Below are 16371 nucleotides of genomic sequence, written 5' to 3'. Positions count from 1 at the left end.
CCCTTCGATTGAGATCTTAACAGCTCATTCTGGCACATTTCGATGCCGTTCAGGGGCCGTCCACTCCAACATCAAGTACTTGTCTCCGCATGGCTGATGCTACCAGCGATCTACGGGCAACACTTCGAAGCGCTATCGGATGGTCCACGACAGGCTGATTTTGCCTGCTCCTCAGCCAGCCAGCGATCCCGTGGCTTGCAGCTCGCTGGCCTAGCCTGCAAGTTCACCAGGTATGTTCCGGCATCAAGGCGCGGCGTGGCGGCGCAGTAGAGAGCCATCGGCCGCACGCCTTCACTGACTTCGAACGTGAGCCTGGCACTTGGCTCAAGCCGGACATGATCGGAGACTTTACGGATGATCGCCGAGAACTTGCCCGCTGGCATGTGTGTCCGGCCATCCTCGTCTATATCCCAGAGCTGGACGAAGATCTCGGACCAGGCTTCCGGATTGGCACCGCAGTCGAGTGCCGAGAACTGCCCGGCCTTCACTTCGGTGACATGGTATCCCGGCCGAACGGGGTTGCCGTCATAGGTGAACACCAGTGGCGCATCCGGCGCGACCGCGAGAACATCGAGAAGGTGGCCGAGCGTGATGTCAGAAGAAACTGCCTTGTCGATCGCGTTCATGTGCGTTATCCCTTCTATACAATTATTCAAGGAATATTGAAATATGGACGAACGTCAAGCTCTTTCGTCATTTGCCGCCCTCTCCCAAGAGACCCGCCTTGGGATCGTCCGCGAGCTGGTCATCGCAGGCCCTGAGGGATTGGCGGCAGGTGTGATCGCGGAGCGCATGGGGGTTTCGGCAACGAACGTGTCGTTTCACCTCAAGGAGCTGGAGCGTTCCGGGCTGATCTCGCAGCGTAGGGAATCCCGCTCCATCATCTACAGCGCCAGCTACGAGACACTCGCCGGTCTCGTGAAGTTCCTGATGGAAGACTGCTGCGCCGGACACCCTGCGATCCGGGAGAATGTCGCGAAGAGTGACGGCTGCTGCATCCCGGATGATGAGGTATCAAGTGCATAGTCGACAGGTTCGCGCGGGTATCGTCTCCGCTCTCGGCATCACTCAGATCATTGGCTACGGCACTCTCTATTATAGCTTCAGCATTCTTGCTCCTGGCATGGCCGTAGATCTGGGCCTCTCGCTTGCCCAGGTGTTTGGGGTCTTCTCCGTCTCGCTGTTCATCGGTGGCCTGTCGGCCACTTACCTGGGCAAGCAGATGGATCGGATCGGCGCCGCCACCATCATGACGCTAGGCTCGGTTCTTGCCGCGTTGACGCTCGCTCTGTGCGCCTGGTCGCCGTCGGTCGCCGTATTCGCCATAGCCATCATCCTGCTCGAGGTGTCATCAGGGATGGTGCAGTATCAGGCGGCATTCGCGACATTGGTCGAGAGCGATCCCCGTTCGGCCTCCCGGAGCATCACCTATCTCACCCTGATCGGCGGCTTCGCATCAACCATCTTCTGGCCGATCTCGGCCGCACTTTCCGGATGGATGTCGTGGCGTGAGATCTATCTGGTCTTCGCAGCGCTGAACCTGTTCCTCTGCATGCCTCTGCATTTCTGGATCATGCGCGTCGGCAAGACCGGATCGAATGCGGATACGGCCGCCCGGCCTCGCGAGGCGGTCATCGGGGCAATCCCCCACGATGCCCGTCGCCGAAGCATGATCATGGTGTCATTTGCCTTCGCGCTTCTCGGATTCACGCTTGCCGCAATCCTCGCGCATATGGTGCCGATGCTTGGGTCGATCGGGCTGGGTGCCGCGGCAGTGGTGATCGGATCCCTGTTCGGTCCGGCACAGGTCGCGAGCCGCCTTATCAACATGGTCTTCGGAAAGAACCTGTCGCCGCCGGCACTCGCTGTCCTGTCGGCGGTGCTGATCGTTTTCGGCATTCTGATCCTGCTGGCGACGGGTGACTGGTTGCCGGGCGCTGTCGCGTTCGCAATCTGCCTCGGGCTCGGTTCCGGCATCAACAGCATCGCGCAGGGAAGCCTGCCGCTCTATCTGTTTGGATCGGATGGGTATGGCACGATCACAGGCAAGATGGCGGCCGCCCGACTGGCGCTCGGAGCCGGAGCGCCCTTCGCGTTCGCGGCGGCGATGGAGAACCTGGGCCTGAGCCTGTCGCTCATTGGAAACGCATGTCTCGGTGCCATCAGCATCGCGGCATTCGTTGCGGTGGCGGTATCCTGTCGGCGGCCAGCCACCGCAACGGTCTAGTTCGTCAGATCGATTTCAGCGAAACCCGCTTCTCCAGCTCGGCCGCCTCTTCCTTCCGCTCGCTGTAGCGGTCGGTCAGGTAGGTGGAGGCATCGCGGGTCATGATGGTGAACTTCACCAGTTCCTCGCAGACGTCGACGACACGGTCGTAATAGGACGACGGCTTCATGCGACCATCGACACCGAATTCCTGGAACGCCTTCGCCACGCTGCTCTGGTTGGGGATTGTAATCATCCGCATCCAGCGGCCAAGGATGCGCAACTGATTGACCGCGTTGAAGGATTGACTGCCACCGGAAACTTCCATCACCGCCAGCGTCTTGCCCTGCGTCGGCCGCACGGAGCCGACCGACAGCGGGATCCAGTCGATCTGCGATTTCATGATCCCGGTCATCGCACCATGCCGTTCCGGGCTGATCCAGACATGGCCTTCAGACCACTGGGTCAGTTCGCGAAGTTCCTGAACTTTCGGATGGCTGACAGGCGCCTCGTCCGGTAGCGGCAGTCCCGCCGGATCGAAGATTCGAACCTCGCATCCCATACGTTCGAGCAGACGGCGGACTTCGAATGCGAGCAGACGACTGTATGACACCTCCCGGAGCGATCCGTAGAGGATCAGTATCCGTGGCTTGTGCGTGGAGAAGGCGGGCCGCAGGGATTCGATGTCGATCGGCTGGATGTGCTGGTCGTTCAGTGCGGGGAATGTATCAGGCAATGCGCTTTCCTTCATTGTCGAGGACCTGCTCACCGTCTTCCTTGGTGAAGGGCCCCGTGAATGCGTCGGCGGGCAGGATGTCGAGAACTGCCTCCGAAGGCCGGGCAAGCCTGGTGCCAAGCGGGGTGACAACGAGCGGACGGTTAATGAGGATCGGTGTCGCGATCATCGCATCCAGCAATTGCTCGTCGGTCAGGTCGGGATTGTCGAGACCAAGCTCGGCATAGGGCGTGCCCTTCTCCCGGATCGCCTCGCGAATGGTCATGCCAGCGTCGGAGATCATCTTCGCGAGCCGGTCCCGCGTCGGCGGGTTCTGGAGATACTCGATGACGGTGGGCTCGATCCCGGCGGCGAGGATCAGCGCCAGCGTGTTGCGAGACGTGCCGCAGGCCGGGTTGTGGTAGATGGTGACATCCATGATCATGTCCTTTCGGTAGCGGTTGTTTTTGCGACGGCGGAAGATGCCTCGTACCAGCCCTTGGAACGGTTCACGATCCGGACGACGGACAGCATCACCGGAACCTCGATCAGAACTCCGACGACTGTGGCGAGCGCCGCGCCCGACTGAAATCCGAACAGGCTGATGGCGGCGGCGACTGCCAATTCGAAGAAGTTGCTGGCACCGATGAGTGCGGACGGTCCGGCGACGCAATGGCGTTCTCCCGACATCCGGTTCAGGAGGTAGGCGAGACCCGAGTTGAAGTAGACCTGGATCAGGATCGGAACCGCGAGCAGAGCGATGATGGTCGGCTGCTCGATGATCTGTTCGCCCTGGAATGCGAAGAGAAGCACGAGAGTGGCGAGCAGAGCAACAAGCGACATCGGTTGAAGCTTGGCAAGTAGGCTGTCGAGCGCCCAGGTGGTTCCGTCTGCGATTAGACGGCTTCGAAGCACCTGCGCAATGATGACGGGCACGACAATGTAGAGGGCAACGGACAAGGCAAGCGTTGCCCACGGCACAGTGATCGCAGAAAGACCGAGCAGCAGACCGACGATCGGCGCGAAGGCGATGACCATGATCGCGTCGTTCAGTGCTACCTGAGAGAGCGTGAACATCGGCTCTCCGCGCGTCAGATTGCTCCAGACGAAGACCATCGCCGTGCATGGAGCCGCCGCGAGGATTATCAGGCCAGCGATATAGGAGTCGATCTGATCCGCTGGCAGGTATGGTCGGAAGAGCCATCCGACGAACAGCCAACCCAGAAGCGCCATCGAGAATGGCTTGACCGCCCAGTTGATGAACAGCGTCACGCCGATCCCGCGCCAATAGGAGCCAACCTGCGTGAGCGACCGGAAATCGATTTTCAGCAGCATCGGGATAATCATCAGCCAGATCAGGATGGCAACTGGGATGTTCACCTTGGCGATCTCGGCGGACCCGATGATCTGGAAAAAGCCGGGCATGAGATGGCCGAGCCCCACACCGACGGCGATGCAGAGGAAGACCCAGACGGTCAGGTATCGTTCGAAAGTGGACATCAGGATGCCTTCCCTTGCGGCGAGGTCGAGCCCTCCATCGCACCGATCTGCCGGAGCCTCGTCTCAAGAGCCATCCGATCGATCGAGGTGATCGGCAGGTTGATGAAGGCTGAGATGCGGTTCTTCAGGAAGCGGGCGGCCTGCGCAAAGGCGCGTTGGATCTCGACCTCGGATCCGACCGCGGCAGCAGGATCCTCGACACCCCAGTGCGCCGTCATCGGATGCCCGATCCAGACCGGGCAGGCCTCGCCCGCGGCGCTGTCGCAGACGGTGAAGACGAAGTCCATCTCGGGCGCATCGGGTTCCGCGAAGACATCCCAGCTCTTGGACGAGAAGCCAGTTGCCGGATACCCCAAGACGGTCAGCTCCGCCAAGGCATGAGGGTTTACCTCGCCTTTCGGCTGGCTGCCGGCTGAATAGGCCTTGAAGCGCCCGCCGCCTTCCTTGTTGAGGATGGATTCAGCGAGAATAGAGCGAGCGGAATTGCCCGTGCACAGGAAGAGCACGTTGTAGGTCTTTTCAGTCATGGTCGTTGTCCGTTTTAGGTCGGAGGCCTTTGGAGCTTCATGATGGTCGCCGACGATGGGCAGATGGAGGAAAGCTGGCGGGTGTCGAGAACTGCCGGAGGCACGCTCTCCCGCGGAACTTCGGAGAACCCGATAGTCGAGAAGAATGGGGCAGCAGTGGTGGTCGCGAGATAGACGTCGCCATTGCGATCCAGACCTCGAAGAGTCTGCTCGACGATGGCCTTCCCGAAGCCCCGACCGCGATGTCCGGAAAGCACGACTACCGAACGCAGAAGGAAGTCGCTCCCGCACTGCTCTATCCCGCAGAAGCCGATCACCTCGACACCATCAGAACGGGCTTTGAAGAATGTCCGTCCCGCCTCCTGGATATCTTCTGTCGGAAGCTGCGCTGTGGCGAGTGCGTCGCGGAGATCATCATCGGAACCGGACACAGGTTCGAGCGAGACAGGATTCAACATGGTTTCGCCTCCGGGTTGCAACACGGCGTCAGCTCCGCGATAAGCGGTGCGCAGAGTTCTATCGAGCCGCCGCAGCAGTCCTTGAGCAGGAACAGCGTCAGGTCACGCAGACCATCCAGATCTGCCCGGTAGATGATGGATCTGCTCTGCCGCTCGCTCTTGACGAGTCCAGCCCGCGAAAGCGTTGCGAGATGGGCCGACATCGTATTCTGCGGTACGTCAAGCAACCGCGCGAGTTCGCCTGCGGGAATGCCGTCGGGTTCGTGCCTCACCAGCAACCGGAAGGTCTCAAGGCGGGTGTTCTGGGCCAGTGCAGCGAGCGCCGCGATCGCAGAGTTGCTTTCCATATATCCAGAATAATAGATATAACATCATTGTCAATCCTCGGATATGGCGCTCCTTGCTGACCCGCCGTTGACGTGGGCGCGCGCAGCATCCATCTGATGAGGATGGCAAAGAAGAAAGAAAGCGCGGAACCGGAACTGATGAAGACGTGGTCACTGCCAACGTCGATGACGATCGGATCAGCGGTGCGCGCCAAGGGCATCCTCCAGGAAATCCGCGCCCGTCTTCCGTTCGCGGTTCGGAAGGCGCTGGATCTCGAAAGCGGAATTCTGACGCTGGCGATGCCTGAGACATCGAGAGCGATCTTCCGCGCAACCTCCGCATCGACAACCGAGATGCTCGCCGAGATGGAAGCTCTTCCCGTCATCCCCCGGGAGATAGAAGACATCCTGGCGATCTCCACCTCGGAACGGCGGCGCTGGCTGGAGGATGGTCGCCTCCCCTCAGCAGGCACGCGAACCGTGAAGCTGCGTGGCCGCGCTCGTCAGATCACCTTCCACGTTTTCGATCCGGCCGTGGTGGTGGACATCCTCGACCGCGGTGCCGTCGATGAATGGCGCGAGGACGATATAGCTGCGGCGGCCGAGAAACGCCGTCAGTCGGCCATGAAAGCGAAGCTCACGAGATCGCTTCGGAAAGGGAAGAAAAAGGGGACGCGCAAGGATGGATCGAACCCGTCGCCATTGCGCGGATGGGACGAGTTCGATGCTGAAGGCTTCCTCAAATAGCGCTCCGCCCAGAGCACGGATGGTATCCGGATTTCGTCAACCAGACCGACGGAACCAATGAGCCGGGAGCGATCCGATGGCTGCACTGCCTCACGCCCTTGATCCGATCAGCGAGATCGTCTGTCCCATATGCGCGCTATCCCAGTGAAAAGATGGTGCCAGCATGACCTTCGGACGATGCACCAGATGCGCTGAAAGCGATAGAGGCAAAGGGAAGATGGCAGGCTCCGCCAGAACGGAGATCGAAGCATTCTGGCAAAGCCTTTATTGGAGCTATACGGGATCAGAACCGGCGCTCTTCCGGCGAGGGAAACCCCATGCTCTGCCCCATGCGGGTCGTGTGGCAGGCCGACAGAAAGATGCCGGATACGACGACCAGCAGAAGTATTTTGAGCTTCATGTTCAACTCCGAAGCGGTTGGCATCGAGACGTCCCTTACCTACACGGCAATCCCCTGCACGTCAGCCGCTATCGGCTCCAGCATATCCATCTCGTCGGCACTGAGGCTGACCGAGGCCGCCGTGACGTTTTCAGCGAGACGGGTCCGCTTGCGCGTTCCGGGGATCGGAACCGTCTTTGCGCCCAATCTGCTGGACTGCGCGTAAAGCCACGCGAGAGCGAGCTGGGCAGAGGTAACGCCCCTGGCAGATGCGATCTCCTCGATCTTGGCGACAAGGCGCATATTGGCTTCGCGGTTCTGCGGTGAGAAGCGCGGGAAATCCTGACGCGCATCGTCACCGGTCAGACCTCCGGCAAATGCCTGGCCCGTCAGCATGCCGCGACCAAGCGGCGAATAAGGCACGATCGTCACACCCAGTTCCGCGGCGACTGGCACGATCTCCGTCTCGATGTCCCGGGTGAAGATCGACCATTCCGATTGAAGGGCGGAGATCGGGTGGACGGCATGGGCGGCGCGCAGGTCTTCAGCGCTGACGGCAGAAAGTCCGAGCCATTTCACCTTGCCTGAAGTCACCAGATCGGCCATCGCGTCGACGGCGTCCTCCAACGGCGTCACGCCATCTTGGCGATGCATGTAATAGAGGTCGATGACATCGACCCCAAGCCGCTTCAGCGAGCGATCCACTGCGGCCCGGATGAATTCGGGACGATTGTCGAGGCTCCAGTCGTTGGGGTTTTCGGGCGACCTCGCATAACCGAACTTGGTGCCGATGATGATCTCGTCACGATGCGCGGCGAGGAAGGGGGCGAGGAATTCCTCGTTGGCGCCTACCCCATACATGTCGGCGGTGTCGAACATGGTGACACCCAGTTCCAGCGCGCGCTTAAGCGTGGCACGGGATTCGGTCTCGTCGGTCTCTCCATAGAATTCGCTCATGCCCATGCAGCCCAGTCCCTGGGCGCCGATCATGGGGCCGCTCTGTCCGAGTTGCACCTTTGGCATGGTGATGATTTCGCTTGTCATTCTGGTTCTCCATATCTTGACAAGCACTTCTTATAAGTATGGAGTGCAGTCCATGGTCAAGGGTTGAATCATGCTCATCTCGGAATTTGCCAGAGCCGCGGATCTGCCGGTCGATACGATCCGCTTCTACATCACCAAAGGTCTGCTCAAGCCCGAGCGCAGCGCAAAGGGCGGATCGAACCCCTACCAGGTATTCAGGAGGGAGGATGTAACGGCCGCGCGCATGATCCGCCTGCAGCAGACGCTGGGCTATTCGCTCAGTGAGATCCTGGAACTCAATGAGGAGTATCGCGCTGGCGAACATTCGCCGGAACGCACGATTGAGGTTTTGCAGTTGCAGATCGCCCGACTGGAGGAGCGAAAAGCCGCACTGGACGAGGCGCTGTCCTTCCTGCGTGGCAAGGTGGATTGGATCAAGGCGGGAAAGCCGGACGGTGCGCCCCGCCTTGAAGAATATCAGTGCTGACCAGCGCGCAATTCGGCCAGCCCCTCTTCCCTTGATATGAGGGGTGCATAGCCCAATTCGCGCCGCGCCTTGCCGATATCGAACGACACTTCGACGGCGGAGGTCGCATAGGTCTGAAGTGTAAGGGGCGGCACGATCCGGCCACGGGAGATGAGACCAAGCAGGTCCCCGATCGCCGCAACGGCGCGAACGACGAAACGCGGCACGGTCTTTTCCGGCACGGGCTGCCCCTGCGTTTCGATAAGGCCCGAGACCATGGTGCGGAACGGCAAGGGGTCTCCATCCGAGATGAAATACACCTCGCCTCCCTGCCCCTTGCTGAGTGCCAGTTCGACGGCATGGCAAAGATTGGCGATATGGGTCGTCGAGGTCAGGTAGGTCCCGCCAGAAATCCAGGCGAACTTTCCCGAACGGACCGCCTCCATCAGCATCGGCAGCGCAGTCGTGTCGTCACGTCCCCAGACGAAGCGCGGGCGCAAGACAACGATCGAGAGCTTCGGGCCATTGGCGGCAAGGGCGATCCGCTCGGCCTCTGCCTTGGTACGGGAATATCCGCCTGCAGGATTTCGCGGCAGAGGGATGGTCTCATCCACGTTGAGCAGCGGCCTGCCCGTGGCCAGCACCGATTCCGTACTGAGGTGGATGACCTTGGAGATGCAGGCAACGCGGGCGGCATCGAGCACGGCGCGCGTGCCGTCCTCATTGATGCGGCGCTGCGCCTCGGTCGCGGGGCCATGATCGGTATCGGCCGCGGCATGGATCAGAGCATCGCAGCCTGCCATTCCGGCAGCCAGGGCGGGATCGAAAAGCTCGCCTCGGAACGGGACCGCTCCGAGTGCCCGGACGCGTTCCGCCGACGCATCACTGCGGACAAGCGCGGTGACCGTGACGCCACGGGCAACGAAATGGCGGATCAGGTTGCGGCCGACGTAACCGCTCCCTCCTGTGAGGAAGATGCGCTGGAACGGGACGCGTTTATCCGTGGCCGCGGCAGGGGCGGCAATGCTGTCTGTCATGTCATTCACCTGAAGGTACTGGGAGTGTCAGCTCGTCCCGGCAATGGGAAGATCGGTCTCCTCCGGATGCATTGTGACGAGCCAGTTGATCTCGCGAAGGATCCGATCACGGTCTTCACGCTCGAAATGATGGAAATCGAGATGTTCGAGGAACTTCAGTCCTTCAAGAGCCAGATAGGCCAGGAGCGCGCCGCTTGGCGATCGGGAGGTTTCCTCGATGCGGGCGATCGTCCGCGCCTGGTTTTGCTGCATCTTGCCGCGCAATCCCGCATCGAGCGCAAGCGCGGCGCTGAGGTTGAGCGCAACCGCCTTGAACTCTTCGGGTGGCGGCGCGGATGCGGCAAGGATTCGCCCCTTAATGGCCCGATCTTCGGGGGCATCGATCTGCCGCTCTATCCCGGAGTGATGGGCATTGTCGCGCTCGAATGCGCGGTCGACGATGGCCTCGATCAGAGCCTGCTTGGACTTATGGTCGTAGAGTACGCTTGCCTTGTTGACACCCGCCTCTCTGGCGACCGCATCGATCGTCAGATTGGCGGCGCCATCGCGCCCGACAACCCGTTCCGCGGCATCAAGAACCGCCTGCTGATCGACAACCCGTTTCCTGCCCATCGTCTCACCAATTATTTCCAACCAGATGGTTATAAATAATCAAACTGAACGGTGTCAAGCCGGCGGGGTTATCCCTATCCTTCCAGAATGGACAATTCCCGCGAATATGCCCGCGCCGCAAGCGTGAGAGATTCCTGATACTCCGGGTCGCCGTAGCAAGCCCTTGCTATCTCATAGCTGTCGAACTTCAGGATGAACTGCCGCGGGAAATGCCGCCCTTCGACGGTCTCGACCCGTGATCTGCCGGCGATGATCTCCACCCCATATCGCACGGCGATAACCGAGAAGATCGCGTTATACGCCGCAAGAGCCTCCACGTCCTCGACATCGCCGCCTTTGACGACCCAGTATCCGGGCATATCCAGCCATCCCTTGAATGCGAGATACAGCGGTCCCTACATGGAACCTCAGACCGACCGAGTCAGGCCGCCATCGACCTTGAGATTCTGGCCGGTGATGTAGCCAGCTCCTTCCGAGACTAGGAACGAAACGGTCGCGGCCACCTCGGCGCTGGTGCCGTAGCGCTTCATCGGCACCATGTCGCGACGTTCCTCGGTACCGGGCAGGCTGTCGATCCAGCCGGGCAGCACGTTGTTCATGCGAATATTGTCGGCCGCATAGGTGTCGGCATAGATCTTGGTATAGGAGGCAAGCCCGGCACGGAACACGGCCGAGGTCGGGAACATCGGGGCCGGCTCGAAGGCCCAGGCGGTGGAGATGTTGACGACCGCACCCGATTTCTGCGCCTGCATGATCGGCGTGACCAGCCTAACAGGACGGATGACGTTCATCAAATAAACGTCCATGCCCATATGCCACTGCTCGTCGGTGATCTCGGTGATACCAGCACGCGGACCATGGCCTGCGCTGTTGACCAACGCGTCGATCTGGCCCCATTTCTCCATCGTGGCATCGACAAGCCGCTTCAGGTCGTCGTTCGACTGGTTGGAGCCCGTCACACCGATACCGCCGAGTTCGGCTGCCAGAGCCTCACCCTTTCCGGAGGACGACAGGATCGCCACCTTGAAGCCGTCAGCCGCCAGCCGCTTGGCGGCCTCGGCGCCCATTCCACTGCCACCAGCCGTGATGATGGCGACTTTTTCTATTGTCATGGCGGTCGTCCTTCTCGTCGATGCATTGATTGATTACCACTGAGACGAGAGATATCATCATGAAGATCGAACGCGCCAATCAGTTCTCCTGAATTTTTCCGATAGAAAATCTACTGAATGACCAACACACTTGGAAGGCTACCATCTCTTAATGGCCTGAAGGCTTTCGAAGCCGCGGCACGCCATCTGAACTTTCGGCTGGCGGCGGAAGAGCTTGGCGTTACCCAGGGCGCGGTGGCGCAACAAGTGCGCGGGCTGGAAGCGGAACTGGGCCTGCAACTGTTTGAGCGTCTGCCTCGAACCCTGGGCCTTACAGGGGAAGGCCGTGCCTACATCGCCGATATCAGCCGAGCTTTCGAGATCATCGCGCGCGCCACGGGCGACCTCAAGCCGCAACCCATAAGACTCGCAATCAGCACGACACCAACCTTCGCATCGAAGTGGCTGATCCCCCGGCTGCCGGATCTGACGGCGAAACATCCAGACCTCGACATCCATATCGTCGCGACCGACCGCATTTCGAATTTCCAGGTGGATGGCGTCGATCTTGCCGTGCGCTATGGCCACCCGCCCTTTGGGCCGGGACTTGCTTCGGAATTGCTGTTCGAGCAGGAGATCATCGCCGCCTGCAGCCCAATGCTTCTTCGGGATCGCGGCGTGCCGAGGACCCTCGCAGAGCTATCCGGATATGCGCTTCTGCAGGACACGCATAATTTCTGGCCGGAGTTCATCGAGCGGCAGTTTGGAATGTCAGGTCAGATTGATATGCCAGCATTCAGGCGTATCAGCTTCAACCAGACATCCCATGCCATCGATGCCGCGATCGCGGGTCAGGGCATCGTGCTGGCCACCCGCAATTTCGTGGCCAGCGATCTGCAGGGGGGTCGCCTTGTCCAGATCGACAACGTCAAACTTCGCGGCCCGTCGGACTTCTACCTTGTATGGCCGAAACATCGGAAAACGGCGGCGATGGAGGCCGTGAAAGCGTGGATGATCTCAATGACATCCCCAACCGCCGAATAAAACGTGATGGCGAACTGGCGGAGGGCAGGAGCCAAAGCCTGACTAAATCGCCGATAGGACAGCCAAGTCGCCTGATCGCCAGACATTATCGACCGTGTTCCGGGTGATCACCCAGACATCGCCACTTCGAGCCAGTTCGACATCGTATCTGTTCTTCATCAGATAGTGGCGGGCTCCGTCATTCCGTAGGACGTGTTGCGCTTCGACGAGTACGTCCATTCTGGCTATATCACCATCAATGGTCACCCGTGGATTGCTGACGGAATGCGTCGTGTCCAAGGTGCCAAGCGAAGTCAGCAGGGCGGATACGATTGTCTCCCTGCCCTTGATGACCGGATACTCGAATCCTGCCTTTGCGGCGGCCGGGCGAAAGTCCGAGACCGCGTTCTCCGCAAGCGATGACGCGAGGAGATCTTTGTCACGAAGATCGATGCCGGCTGCGAAACGATACAGGGCCTCGACCACCTGTAGCTTGTCGGCAGTCTGCTGGGCAGATGAAATTGAAGTCGTCATAAACATGGTCCTTGTCAGGCCGGAGGCTCGCAGAATGCAAGCCCTCCCCGGCGATGGCGGTCGTGGTGTTGGAGTCTTGAGGGCCGGCTATTCGAGATCGGCGTCGATGCGGGTGATCAGGCCATCCTGTCCGACGACGATCTTGAGCAACCCGATCTCGTGGCCGAAGTCGCCTGTGAAATCGACGCGGACGACAGCTCTGGAACGGCCTTCCTTCTCGATCGACAGCAGCTCTGTTCTGGTGCTGTAGCCGACGAAAAAGCGTTCCAGATATTGTCGGACCCCGTCTCTTCCGGTGAATGCATCACCGACCGAGACGTCATCGATGACCGCGTCCGAAGCAAACAGTGTCAGCGTGCCCTCGACATCGAACGCATTGGCCCTCCGGATGAAGCTGTCAATCAGATCTTCCATCTGCCCCACCTCAGATATCGATGATCGTGGTGTCGGCGATGGTTTCGGCAAACCCGCTGCCGAACAGTCCCGCGGGTGTGTGGAAACCGGGCAGCGCCTCGCCTGACAGGACCCGCCGCCCGGCCTCGGCCGCCGCCATCGCGGTGAAGGTGTAACCGTTGACGGTATCGAGACGCGAACGGGTCACCCGCCCCTCCGCATCGGTCACCTCGACCACCGCCCTGTAGCGGTTTGCCTGACGCTCCGCTTCCGTCGGTCCGTCCGGGAGACTGGACAGGTCGCCCTGAGGGAACCCATCTCCCGTCACATGCACGAATGTCGCGATGTCGGGGATCTGCGCCGCCCGCCAGATGGTGATGAGATCGGGCAACGTGACCCGGAACGAATCTACCGCCCCCTGCCCGAAGTCGAATTTCTGGATGTCGGCGGCCACTTCGACCAATTCGCCTCCGACGCGCTCGAGCGTCTCCGTAGTCAGGTTCTCCGTGGCACTGATCGCGGAGCCGCGCGACAGACCACCTGCAACATGCAGGGCGATCCGTATCTTCCGGGGAGCTACGACCTTCTCAACCGCATGCCCTGCAAGACTGCCGAGCATGGCGACACTGCCGCCGCCGCCCGGCATCAACATGACATCCGCGGCCTTCGCCTGCTCGTCAAACTGTTCCGCCAGACGGTAGCTGTCGAGTTCGGCGGCCGTATCGACATAGTGCACGCCGTTGCGTATGGACGCTTGCATCAGCGGCCTGGCCGTCCGCATGAAAGGACCTGCGCAGTTGAGGATGACCGCAACGCCATCGAGATTCGCGTCGATTGCCGCCGCGTCATCGAGCGGGAAGGCGCGGAATTCAACGCCAAGCTCCGAGGAAAGTTCGGCAAGCGGTCCTTCGCTGCGTCCAGCCAGAATGATGGAGGTTCCGGCCGCTTTTGCATGCGCAGCAGCCAAGCGCCCGGTATATCCCGTCGCGCCATAGATCATCAGTTTTGTCATGTCAGTGCTGCCATTCCTTGTAGACGAATTCGAGTGAGTAGCCGTCGGGATCGCGAACCTGCGCCGCGTAATACCGAGGGTCGTAATGAAGCTGTGGTCCGGGCGGATGGATCTCGATCGCACCTGCTGCAATCGCTGCGGCATGGGCGGCATTCACCTGGGCCTTGCCCTCGGCAACAAAGCCGACATGCGCGGCCCGGCCTTCGACAACGCTTTCGCGCAGCCAGAAGAACACCCGGCCGTTCGCGCCGAAACCCTTGAGGTCGGGATGTCCGGGAGGGCCTTGCCTGCCGTCGTAGTCGACGGCATGAAAGATCCCCAGCGGCGCGAGTGCCGCTTCGTAAAAGGCGATCGAACGATCGATATCGCTGACCGAGATGAAAACGTGGTCGAGCATGCTGCTCTCCTTTGCGCTAGATGATGTAACCGCCTGCCACCTCGATGTTCTGGGCGTTGATCCAGCGGCTCTCCTCGGACAGCAGGCTGGCGATCACGCCGCCGATCTCTTCCGGCTCGCCGACGCGACCGAGGGCCGTCTGCCCCTGCGAGCATGGCTTCGAACTCCTCGTTCAGGCCGCCGCCGAGTTCGGTGCGGATTGCGCCGGGGGCAACCGAGTTCGCCCGTATCCGGCGCTCGCCGAATTCCTTGGCCATGTAGCGCGTCAGCACCTCAAGACCGCCCTTGAACGACGCATATGGCGATACGCCTGCAGTCGCGACACGGCTGGTGGCGCTTGTCATGTTGATGATGTGGCCGCCGTCTTCTATCAGCGGAAGAAGAGCCTGAGTCAGGAAGAATGGTCCCTTGAGGTGAACATTGAAGAGGCCGTCGAACTGCTCCTCCGTCACCGTGGAGAACGGTGCGTAGAGACCATATCCCGCATTGTTGACGAGGTAGTCGAAGTTCTCTCTGCCCCAGACCGCCTTTAGCTGTGCTTGCACCGCATCGCGGAACTCCGCGAATGAACGGCTATTGGCAACATCGAGCTTCAACGCGACGGCCTTGCCGCCCATTTCCACGATCGTGCTGACGACCTCATCGGCTCGTCCCGGATTGCTGTTGTAGGTGACGATCACCCCCATGCCGCGCTCCGCGCATTTGATGGCTGTGCTGGCTCCGAGACCCCCGCTGCTTCCGGTAACGATGACGATCTTCATGGGTTTCTCCATTCATCTGGTGTGAGATGAAGCTACGTCCGCAGCCTGCCGGGCGCTCACCTATTCCTCCCTGAAACTTGCCTGTTTCTGCTTCACGCTTGCGCCCACCTGTGAGGTCTGCCACGGTCGGCTCATGGAAAAGCAACTGAATGAACTGCGGGCACTGGCCTCGAAGGCCGAAAACAGGCGGACGGAAACGGGCATTCCCCGCGTCGCCATGGTCCAGGGCGAGATCCCCGAACACCAGCTCGCCGCTGTCTACGATCCCATGGTCAACCTGATCCTGACGGGATCGAAGACGATGACGGTCGGCGATCGGACGTTTCATTACGACCCGGCAACCTACTTCGTGATGTCCGTCGATCTCCCGGCCGTGGGATCAGTCCATCCTGCAGCTACTGGCGAACCCTATCTCGCCGTCAGCCTGACGCTCGATCCCACCATTGTCGGCGCGTTGATCCGCGACCTTCCGGTGAGGGTCTGCAGCGAACTGTTCGGATCAGGGTTCTCTGTCGCCCCGGTCAACGAGGATTTTCTCGACGCCTGGATCCGCATGCTCAAGCTGATGGATCGTCCCGACGAAATCACGGTGCTATCTCCCGCCTACGAGCGCGAGATCCTATTCCGCGTCCTGCAGGGGCCACTTGGCTGGATGTTGCGCGACATAGCAACGCCTGACACTGCACTCTCGCGCATCAGCGTGGCGATCGACTGGATCCGACAGAATTTTGCCGAGCCGATCAGAGTTGAAGCGCTTGCGGAGATGGCCGCCTTGAGCGTGTCGGCATTCCATCGTCACTTCAAGGCCGTGACGGCGCTTAGCCCGCTCCAATATCAGAAGCGCGTACGCCTTCTGCACGCGCGTTCGCAACTCATTGCGGGCCAGGGAAATGCGACATCGATCTCGTTCGGGGTGGGATACGAAAGCCCGAACCAGTTCAGCCGTGAATACGCCAGGCTGTTTGGGCTCCCGCCCTCGAAGGATCTGGCAAAGGCCATGCGGGATCTGCACGTCGCATAGTCGATCATCCGCTTGTCGAAGTCGGTAGTGCCCGCACATAGCAGGCACTTGCCTCACGACAGATCACATATGTGGACGGCCCCTGACCCGCAAGATATTTCGAGACAATTTGATCTGATCGCTTGCGTTCATATGTCCGGCCT

The 16371-nt window shown here is 60.5% G+C and carries 22 protein-coding genes and 1 pseudogene; 6 read left to right on the top strand and 17 right to left on the bottom strand.

Translation table 11 applies throughout. From position 1 onward, the window contains the following. Positions 1-110: 110 nt before the first annotated feature. On the bottom strand, positions 111-626 hold the full coding sequence (locus JZX87_RS30220) for a DUF6428 family protein (RefSeq protein ID WP_206829537.1): 516 nt from the start codon (positions 624-626) through the stop codon (positions 111-113). A 43-nt stretch (positions 627-669) separates the two neighbouring features. On the opposite strand from JZX87_RS30220, the gene JZX87_RS30215 reads away from it, so the two are divergent. After that, positions 670-1026, top strand: a complete 357-nt coding sequence (locus JZX87_RS30215; protein WP_206829536.1) for an ArsR/SmtB family transcription factor — start codon at positions 670-672, stop codon at positions 1024-1026. Further along, positions 1019-2227 (top strand): arsenite efflux MFS transporter ArsK, encoded by a 1209-nt coding sequence (arsK, locus tag JZX87_RS30210; RefSeq protein ID WP_353654301.1) that lies wholly within the window; start codon positions 1019-1021, stop codon positions 2225-2227. Before JZX87_RS30215 ends, arsK begins: the two co-directional genes overlap by 8 nt. A 4-nt stretch (positions 2228-2231) precedes the next feature. Here the strand turns inward: arsK and arsH are convergent, their stop codons facing one another. The 6 genes from arsH to JZX87_RS30180 are packed head-to-tail and all read right to left on the bottom strand — an operon-like array spanning position 2232 to position 5753. Then, positions 2232-2957 (bottom strand): arsenical resistance protein ArsH, encoded by a 726-nt coding sequence (arsH, locus tag JZX87_RS30205; RefSeq protein ID WP_206829535.1) that lies wholly within the window; start codon positions 2955-2957, stop codon positions 2232-2234. Further along, positions 2935-3360, bottom strand: a complete 426-nt coding sequence (arsC, locus tag JZX87_RS30200) for an arsenate reductase (glutaredoxin) (RefSeq protein ID WP_206829534.1) — start codon at positions 3358-3360, stop codon at positions 2935-2937. The genes arsH and arsC overlap by 23 nt, the downstream gene beginning before the upstream one ends. A gap of 2 nt (positions 3361-3362) precedes the next feature. Next, positions 3363-4421, bottom strand: a complete 1059-nt coding sequence (gene arsB / locus JZX87_RS30195) for an ACR3 family arsenite efflux transporter (RefSeq protein ID WP_206829533.1) — start codon at positions 4419-4421, stop codon at positions 3363-3365. Continuing rightward, entirely contained in the window at positions 4421-4948 is a 528-nt protein-coding gene (locus JZX87_RS30190) for an arsenate reductase ArsC (protein ID WP_183821241.1), read from the bottom strand. Before JZX87_RS30190 ends, arsB begins: the two co-directional genes overlap by 1 nt. A 14-nt stretch (positions 4949-4962) precedes the next feature. Further along, positions 4963-5406, bottom strand: a complete 444-nt coding sequence (gene arsN2 / locus JZX87_RS30185; protein WP_148145751.1) for an arsenic resistance N-acetyltransferase ArsN2 — start codon at positions 5404-5406, stop codon at positions 4963-4965. Further along, the gene (locus JZX87_RS30180; protein WP_148145752.1) at positions 5400-5753 is read right to left on the bottom strand and encodes an ArsR/SmtB family transcription factor; all 354 of its coding nucleotides are present in this window, start codon (positions 5751-5753) and stop codon (positions 5400-5402) included. The genes arsN2 and JZX87_RS30180 overlap by 7 nt, the downstream gene beginning before the upstream one ends. Positions 5754-5855: 102 nt before the next feature. Here JZX87_RS30180 and JZX87_RS30175 point away from each other — a divergent pair, with 102 nt between their 5' ends. Beyond that, positions 5856-6479, top strand: coding sequence for a hypothetical protein (locus JZX87_RS30175; RefSeq protein ID WP_206829532.1), 624 nt, complete (start codon positions 5856-5858; stop codon positions 6477-6479). A 439-nt stretch (positions 6480-6918) separates the two neighbouring features. Here the strand turns inward: JZX87_RS30175 and JZX87_RS30170 are convergent, their stop codons facing one another. Next, positions 6919-7902 carry an aldo/keto reductase gene (locus tag JZX87_RS30170; protein WP_206829531.1) on the bottom strand — a complete coding sequence of 328 codons (984 nt, stop codon included), beginning with the start codon at positions 7900-7902 and terminating at the stop codon, positions 6919-6921. Between the two features lie 70 nt (positions 7903-7972). Here JZX87_RS30170 and JZX87_RS30165 point away from each other — a divergent pair, with 70 nt between their 5' ends. Then, positions 7973-8368 (top strand): MerR family transcriptional regulator, encoded by a 396-nt coding sequence (locus tag JZX87_RS30165; RefSeq protein ID WP_206829530.1) that lies wholly within the window; start codon positions 7973-7975, stop codon positions 8366-8368. Here the strand turns inward: JZX87_RS30165 and JZX87_RS30160 are convergent. From JZX87_RS30160 to JZX87_RS30145, 4 genes are all read right to left on the bottom strand, one after another. Then, positions 8359-9384, bottom strand: a complete 1026-nt coding sequence (locus JZX87_RS30160; protein WP_206829529.1) for an NAD-dependent epimerase/dehydratase family protein — start codon at positions 9382-9384, stop codon at positions 8359-8361. The genes JZX87_RS30165 and JZX87_RS30160 overlap by 10 nt on opposite strands. A 27-nt stretch (positions 9385-9411) precedes the next feature. Beyond that, a complete protein-coding gene (locus JZX87_RS30155) occupies positions 9412-9996 on the bottom strand; it encodes a TetR/AcrR family transcriptional regulator (RefSeq protein ID WP_206829528.1) in 585 nt (194 codons plus the stop codon). Between the two features lie 74 nt (positions 9997-10070). Then, positions 10071-10355, bottom strand: coding sequence for a DUF1330 domain-containing protein (locus JZX87_RS30150; RefSeq protein WP_206829527.1), 285 nt, complete (start codon positions 10353-10355; stop codon positions 10071-10073). 48 nt (positions 10356-10403) lie between these two features. Next, a complete protein-coding gene (locus JZX87_RS30145) occupies positions 10404-11108 on the bottom strand; it encodes an SDR family oxidoreductase (RefSeq protein ID WP_206829526.1) in 705 nt (234 codons plus the stop codon). 117 nt (positions 11109-11225) lie between these two features. Between JZX87_RS30145 and JZX87_RS30140 the strand changes: the two genes are divergently transcribed. After that, entirely contained in the window at positions 11226-12131 is a 906-nt protein-coding gene (locus tag JZX87_RS30140; protein WP_206829525.1) for a LysR substrate-binding domain-containing protein, read from the top strand. Positions 12132-12173: 42 nt separating this feature from the next. Here the strand turns inward: JZX87_RS30140 and JZX87_RS30135 are convergent, their stop codons facing one another. The 5 genes and pseudogenes from JZX87_RS30135 to JZX87_RS30115 all read right to left on the bottom strand — a co-directional run bounded on the left by JZX87_RS30135 (position 12174) and on the right by JZX87_RS30115 (position 15207). Then, positions 12174-12644 carry a nuclear transport factor 2 family protein gene (locus JZX87_RS30135; RefSeq protein ID WP_206829524.1) on the bottom strand — a complete coding sequence of 157 codons (471 nt, stop codon included), beginning with the start codon at positions 12642-12644 and terminating at the stop codon, positions 12174-12176. Between the two features lie 87 nt (positions 12645-12731). After that, positions 12732-13058: a nuclear transport factor 2 family protein gene (locus tag JZX87_RS30130; RefSeq protein ID WP_206829523.1), complete on the bottom strand. Its 327-nt coding sequence runs from the start codon at positions 13056-13058 to the stop codon at positions 12732-12734. A gap of 10 nt (positions 13059-13068) precedes the next feature. Further along, entirely contained in the window at positions 13069-14049 is a 981-nt protein-coding gene (locus tag JZX87_RS30125) for a saccharopine dehydrogenase family protein (protein ID WP_206829522.1), read from the bottom strand. A 1-nt stretch (position 14050) separates the two neighbouring features. Then, on the bottom strand, positions 14051-14446 hold the full coding sequence (locus tag JZX87_RS30120) for a VOC family protein (RefSeq protein ID WP_206829521.1): 396 nt from the start codon (positions 14444-14446) through the stop codon (positions 14051-14053). Between the two features lie 16 nt (positions 14447-14462). Further along, positions 14463-15207, bottom strand: a pseudogene (locus JZX87_RS30115) (SDR family NAD(P)-dependent oxidoreductase). A 133-nt stretch (positions 15208-15340) separates the two neighbouring features. Between JZX87_RS30115 and JZX87_RS30110 the strand changes: the two are divergent. Further along, on the top strand, positions 15341-16228 hold the full coding sequence (locus JZX87_RS30110; protein ID WP_206829520.1) for an AraC family transcriptional regulator: 888 nt from the start codon (positions 15341-15343) through the stop codon (positions 16226-16228). The last annotated feature ends 143 nt before the right edge of the window (positions 16229-16371 follow it).

This window comes from Agrobacterium sp. Ap1, assembly GCF_017313375.1.
In the GTDB taxonomy this organism is placed as follows: domain Bacteria; phylum Pseudomonadota; class Alphaproteobacteria; order Rhizobiales; family Rhizobiaceae; genus Neorhizobium; species Neorhizobium cellulosilyticum.
Note: the sequence above shows the minus strand (reverse complement) of the source record. Positions and strands in the feature narration are given on the sequence as shown.

Bases quoted from the DNA above. Each gene is read 5' to 3' on its own strand.
- JZX87_RS30220 (WP_206829537.1), bottom strand. From the start codon at position 626: ATGAACGCGATCGACAAGGCAGTTTCTTCTGACATCACGCTCGGCCAC.
- JZX87_RS30215 (WP_206829536.1), top strand. From the start codon at position 670: ATGGACGAACGTCAAGCTCTTTCGTCATTTGCCGCCCTCTCCCAAGAG.
- arsH (WP_206829535.1), bottom strand. From the start codon at position 2,957: ATGAAGGAAAGCGCATTGCCTGATACATTCCCCGCACTGAACGACCAG.
- arsC (WP_206829534.1), bottom strand. From the start codon at position 3,360: ATGGATGTCACCATCTACCACAACCCGGCCTGCGGCACGTCTCGCAAC.
- arsB (WP_206829533.1), bottom strand. From the start codon at position 4,421: ATGTCCACTTTCGAACGATACCTGACCGTCTGGGTCTTCCTCTGCATC.
- JZX87_RS30190 (WP_183821241.1), bottom strand. From the start codon at position 4,948: ATGACTGAAAAGACCTACAACGTGCTCTTCCTGTGCACGGGCAATTCC.
- arsN2 (WP_148145751.1), bottom strand. From the start codon at position 5,406: ATGTTGAATCCTGTCTCGCTCGAACCTGTGTCCGGTTCCGATGATGAT.
- JZX87_RS30180 (WP_148145752.1), bottom strand. From the start codon at position 5,753: ATGGAAAGCAACTCTGCGATCGCGGCGCTCGCTGCACTGGCCCAGAAC.
- JZX87_RS30175 (WP_206829532.1), top strand. From the start codon at position 5,856: ATGGCAAAGAAGAAAGAAAGCGCGGAACCGGAACTGATGAAGACGTGG.
- JZX87_RS30170 (WP_206829531.1), bottom strand. From the start codon at position 7,902: ATGACAAGCGAAATCATCACCATGCCAAAGGTGCAACTCGGACAGAGC.
- JZX87_RS30165 (WP_206829530.1), top strand. From the start codon at position 7,973: ATGCTCATCTCGGAATTTGCCAGAGCCGCGGATCTGCCGGTCGATACG.
- JZX87_RS30160 (WP_206829529.1), bottom strand. From the start codon at position 9,384: ATGACAGACAGCATTGCCGCCCCTGCCGCGGCCACGGATAAACGCGTC.
- JZX87_RS30155 (WP_206829528.1), bottom strand. From the start codon at position 9,996: ATGGGCAGGAAACGGGTTGTCGATCAGCAGGCGGTTCTTGATGCCGCG.
- JZX87_RS30150 (WP_206829527.1), bottom strand. From the start codon at position 10,355: ATGCCCGGATACTGGGTCGTCAAAGGCGGCGATGTCGAGGACGTGGAG.
- JZX87_RS30145 (WP_206829526.1), bottom strand. From the start codon at position 11,108: ATGACAATAGAAAAAGTCGCCATCATCACGGCTGGTGGCAGTGGAATG.
- JZX87_RS30140 (WP_206829525.1), top strand. From the start codon at position 11,226: ATGACCAACACACTTGGAAGGCTACCATCTCTTAATGGCCTGAAGGCT.
- JZX87_RS30135 (WP_206829524.1), bottom strand. From the start codon at position 12,644: ATGACGACTTCAATTTCATCTGCCCAGCAGACTGCCGACAAGCTACAG.
- JZX87_RS30130 (WP_206829523.1), bottom strand. From the start codon at position 13,058: ATGGAAGATCTGATTGACAGCTTCATCCGGAGGGCCAATGCGTTCGAT.
- JZX87_RS30125 (WP_206829522.1), bottom strand. From the start codon at position 14,049: ATGACAAAACTGATGATCTATGGCGCGACGGGATATACCGGGCGCTTG.
- JZX87_RS30120 (WP_206829521.1), bottom strand. From the start codon at position 14,446: ATGCTCGACCACGTTTTCATCTCGGTCAGCGATATCGATCGTTCGATC.
- JZX87_RS30110 (WP_206829520.1), top strand. From the start codon at position 15,341: ATGGAAAAGCAACTGAATGAACTGCGGGCACTGGCCTCGAAGGCCGAA.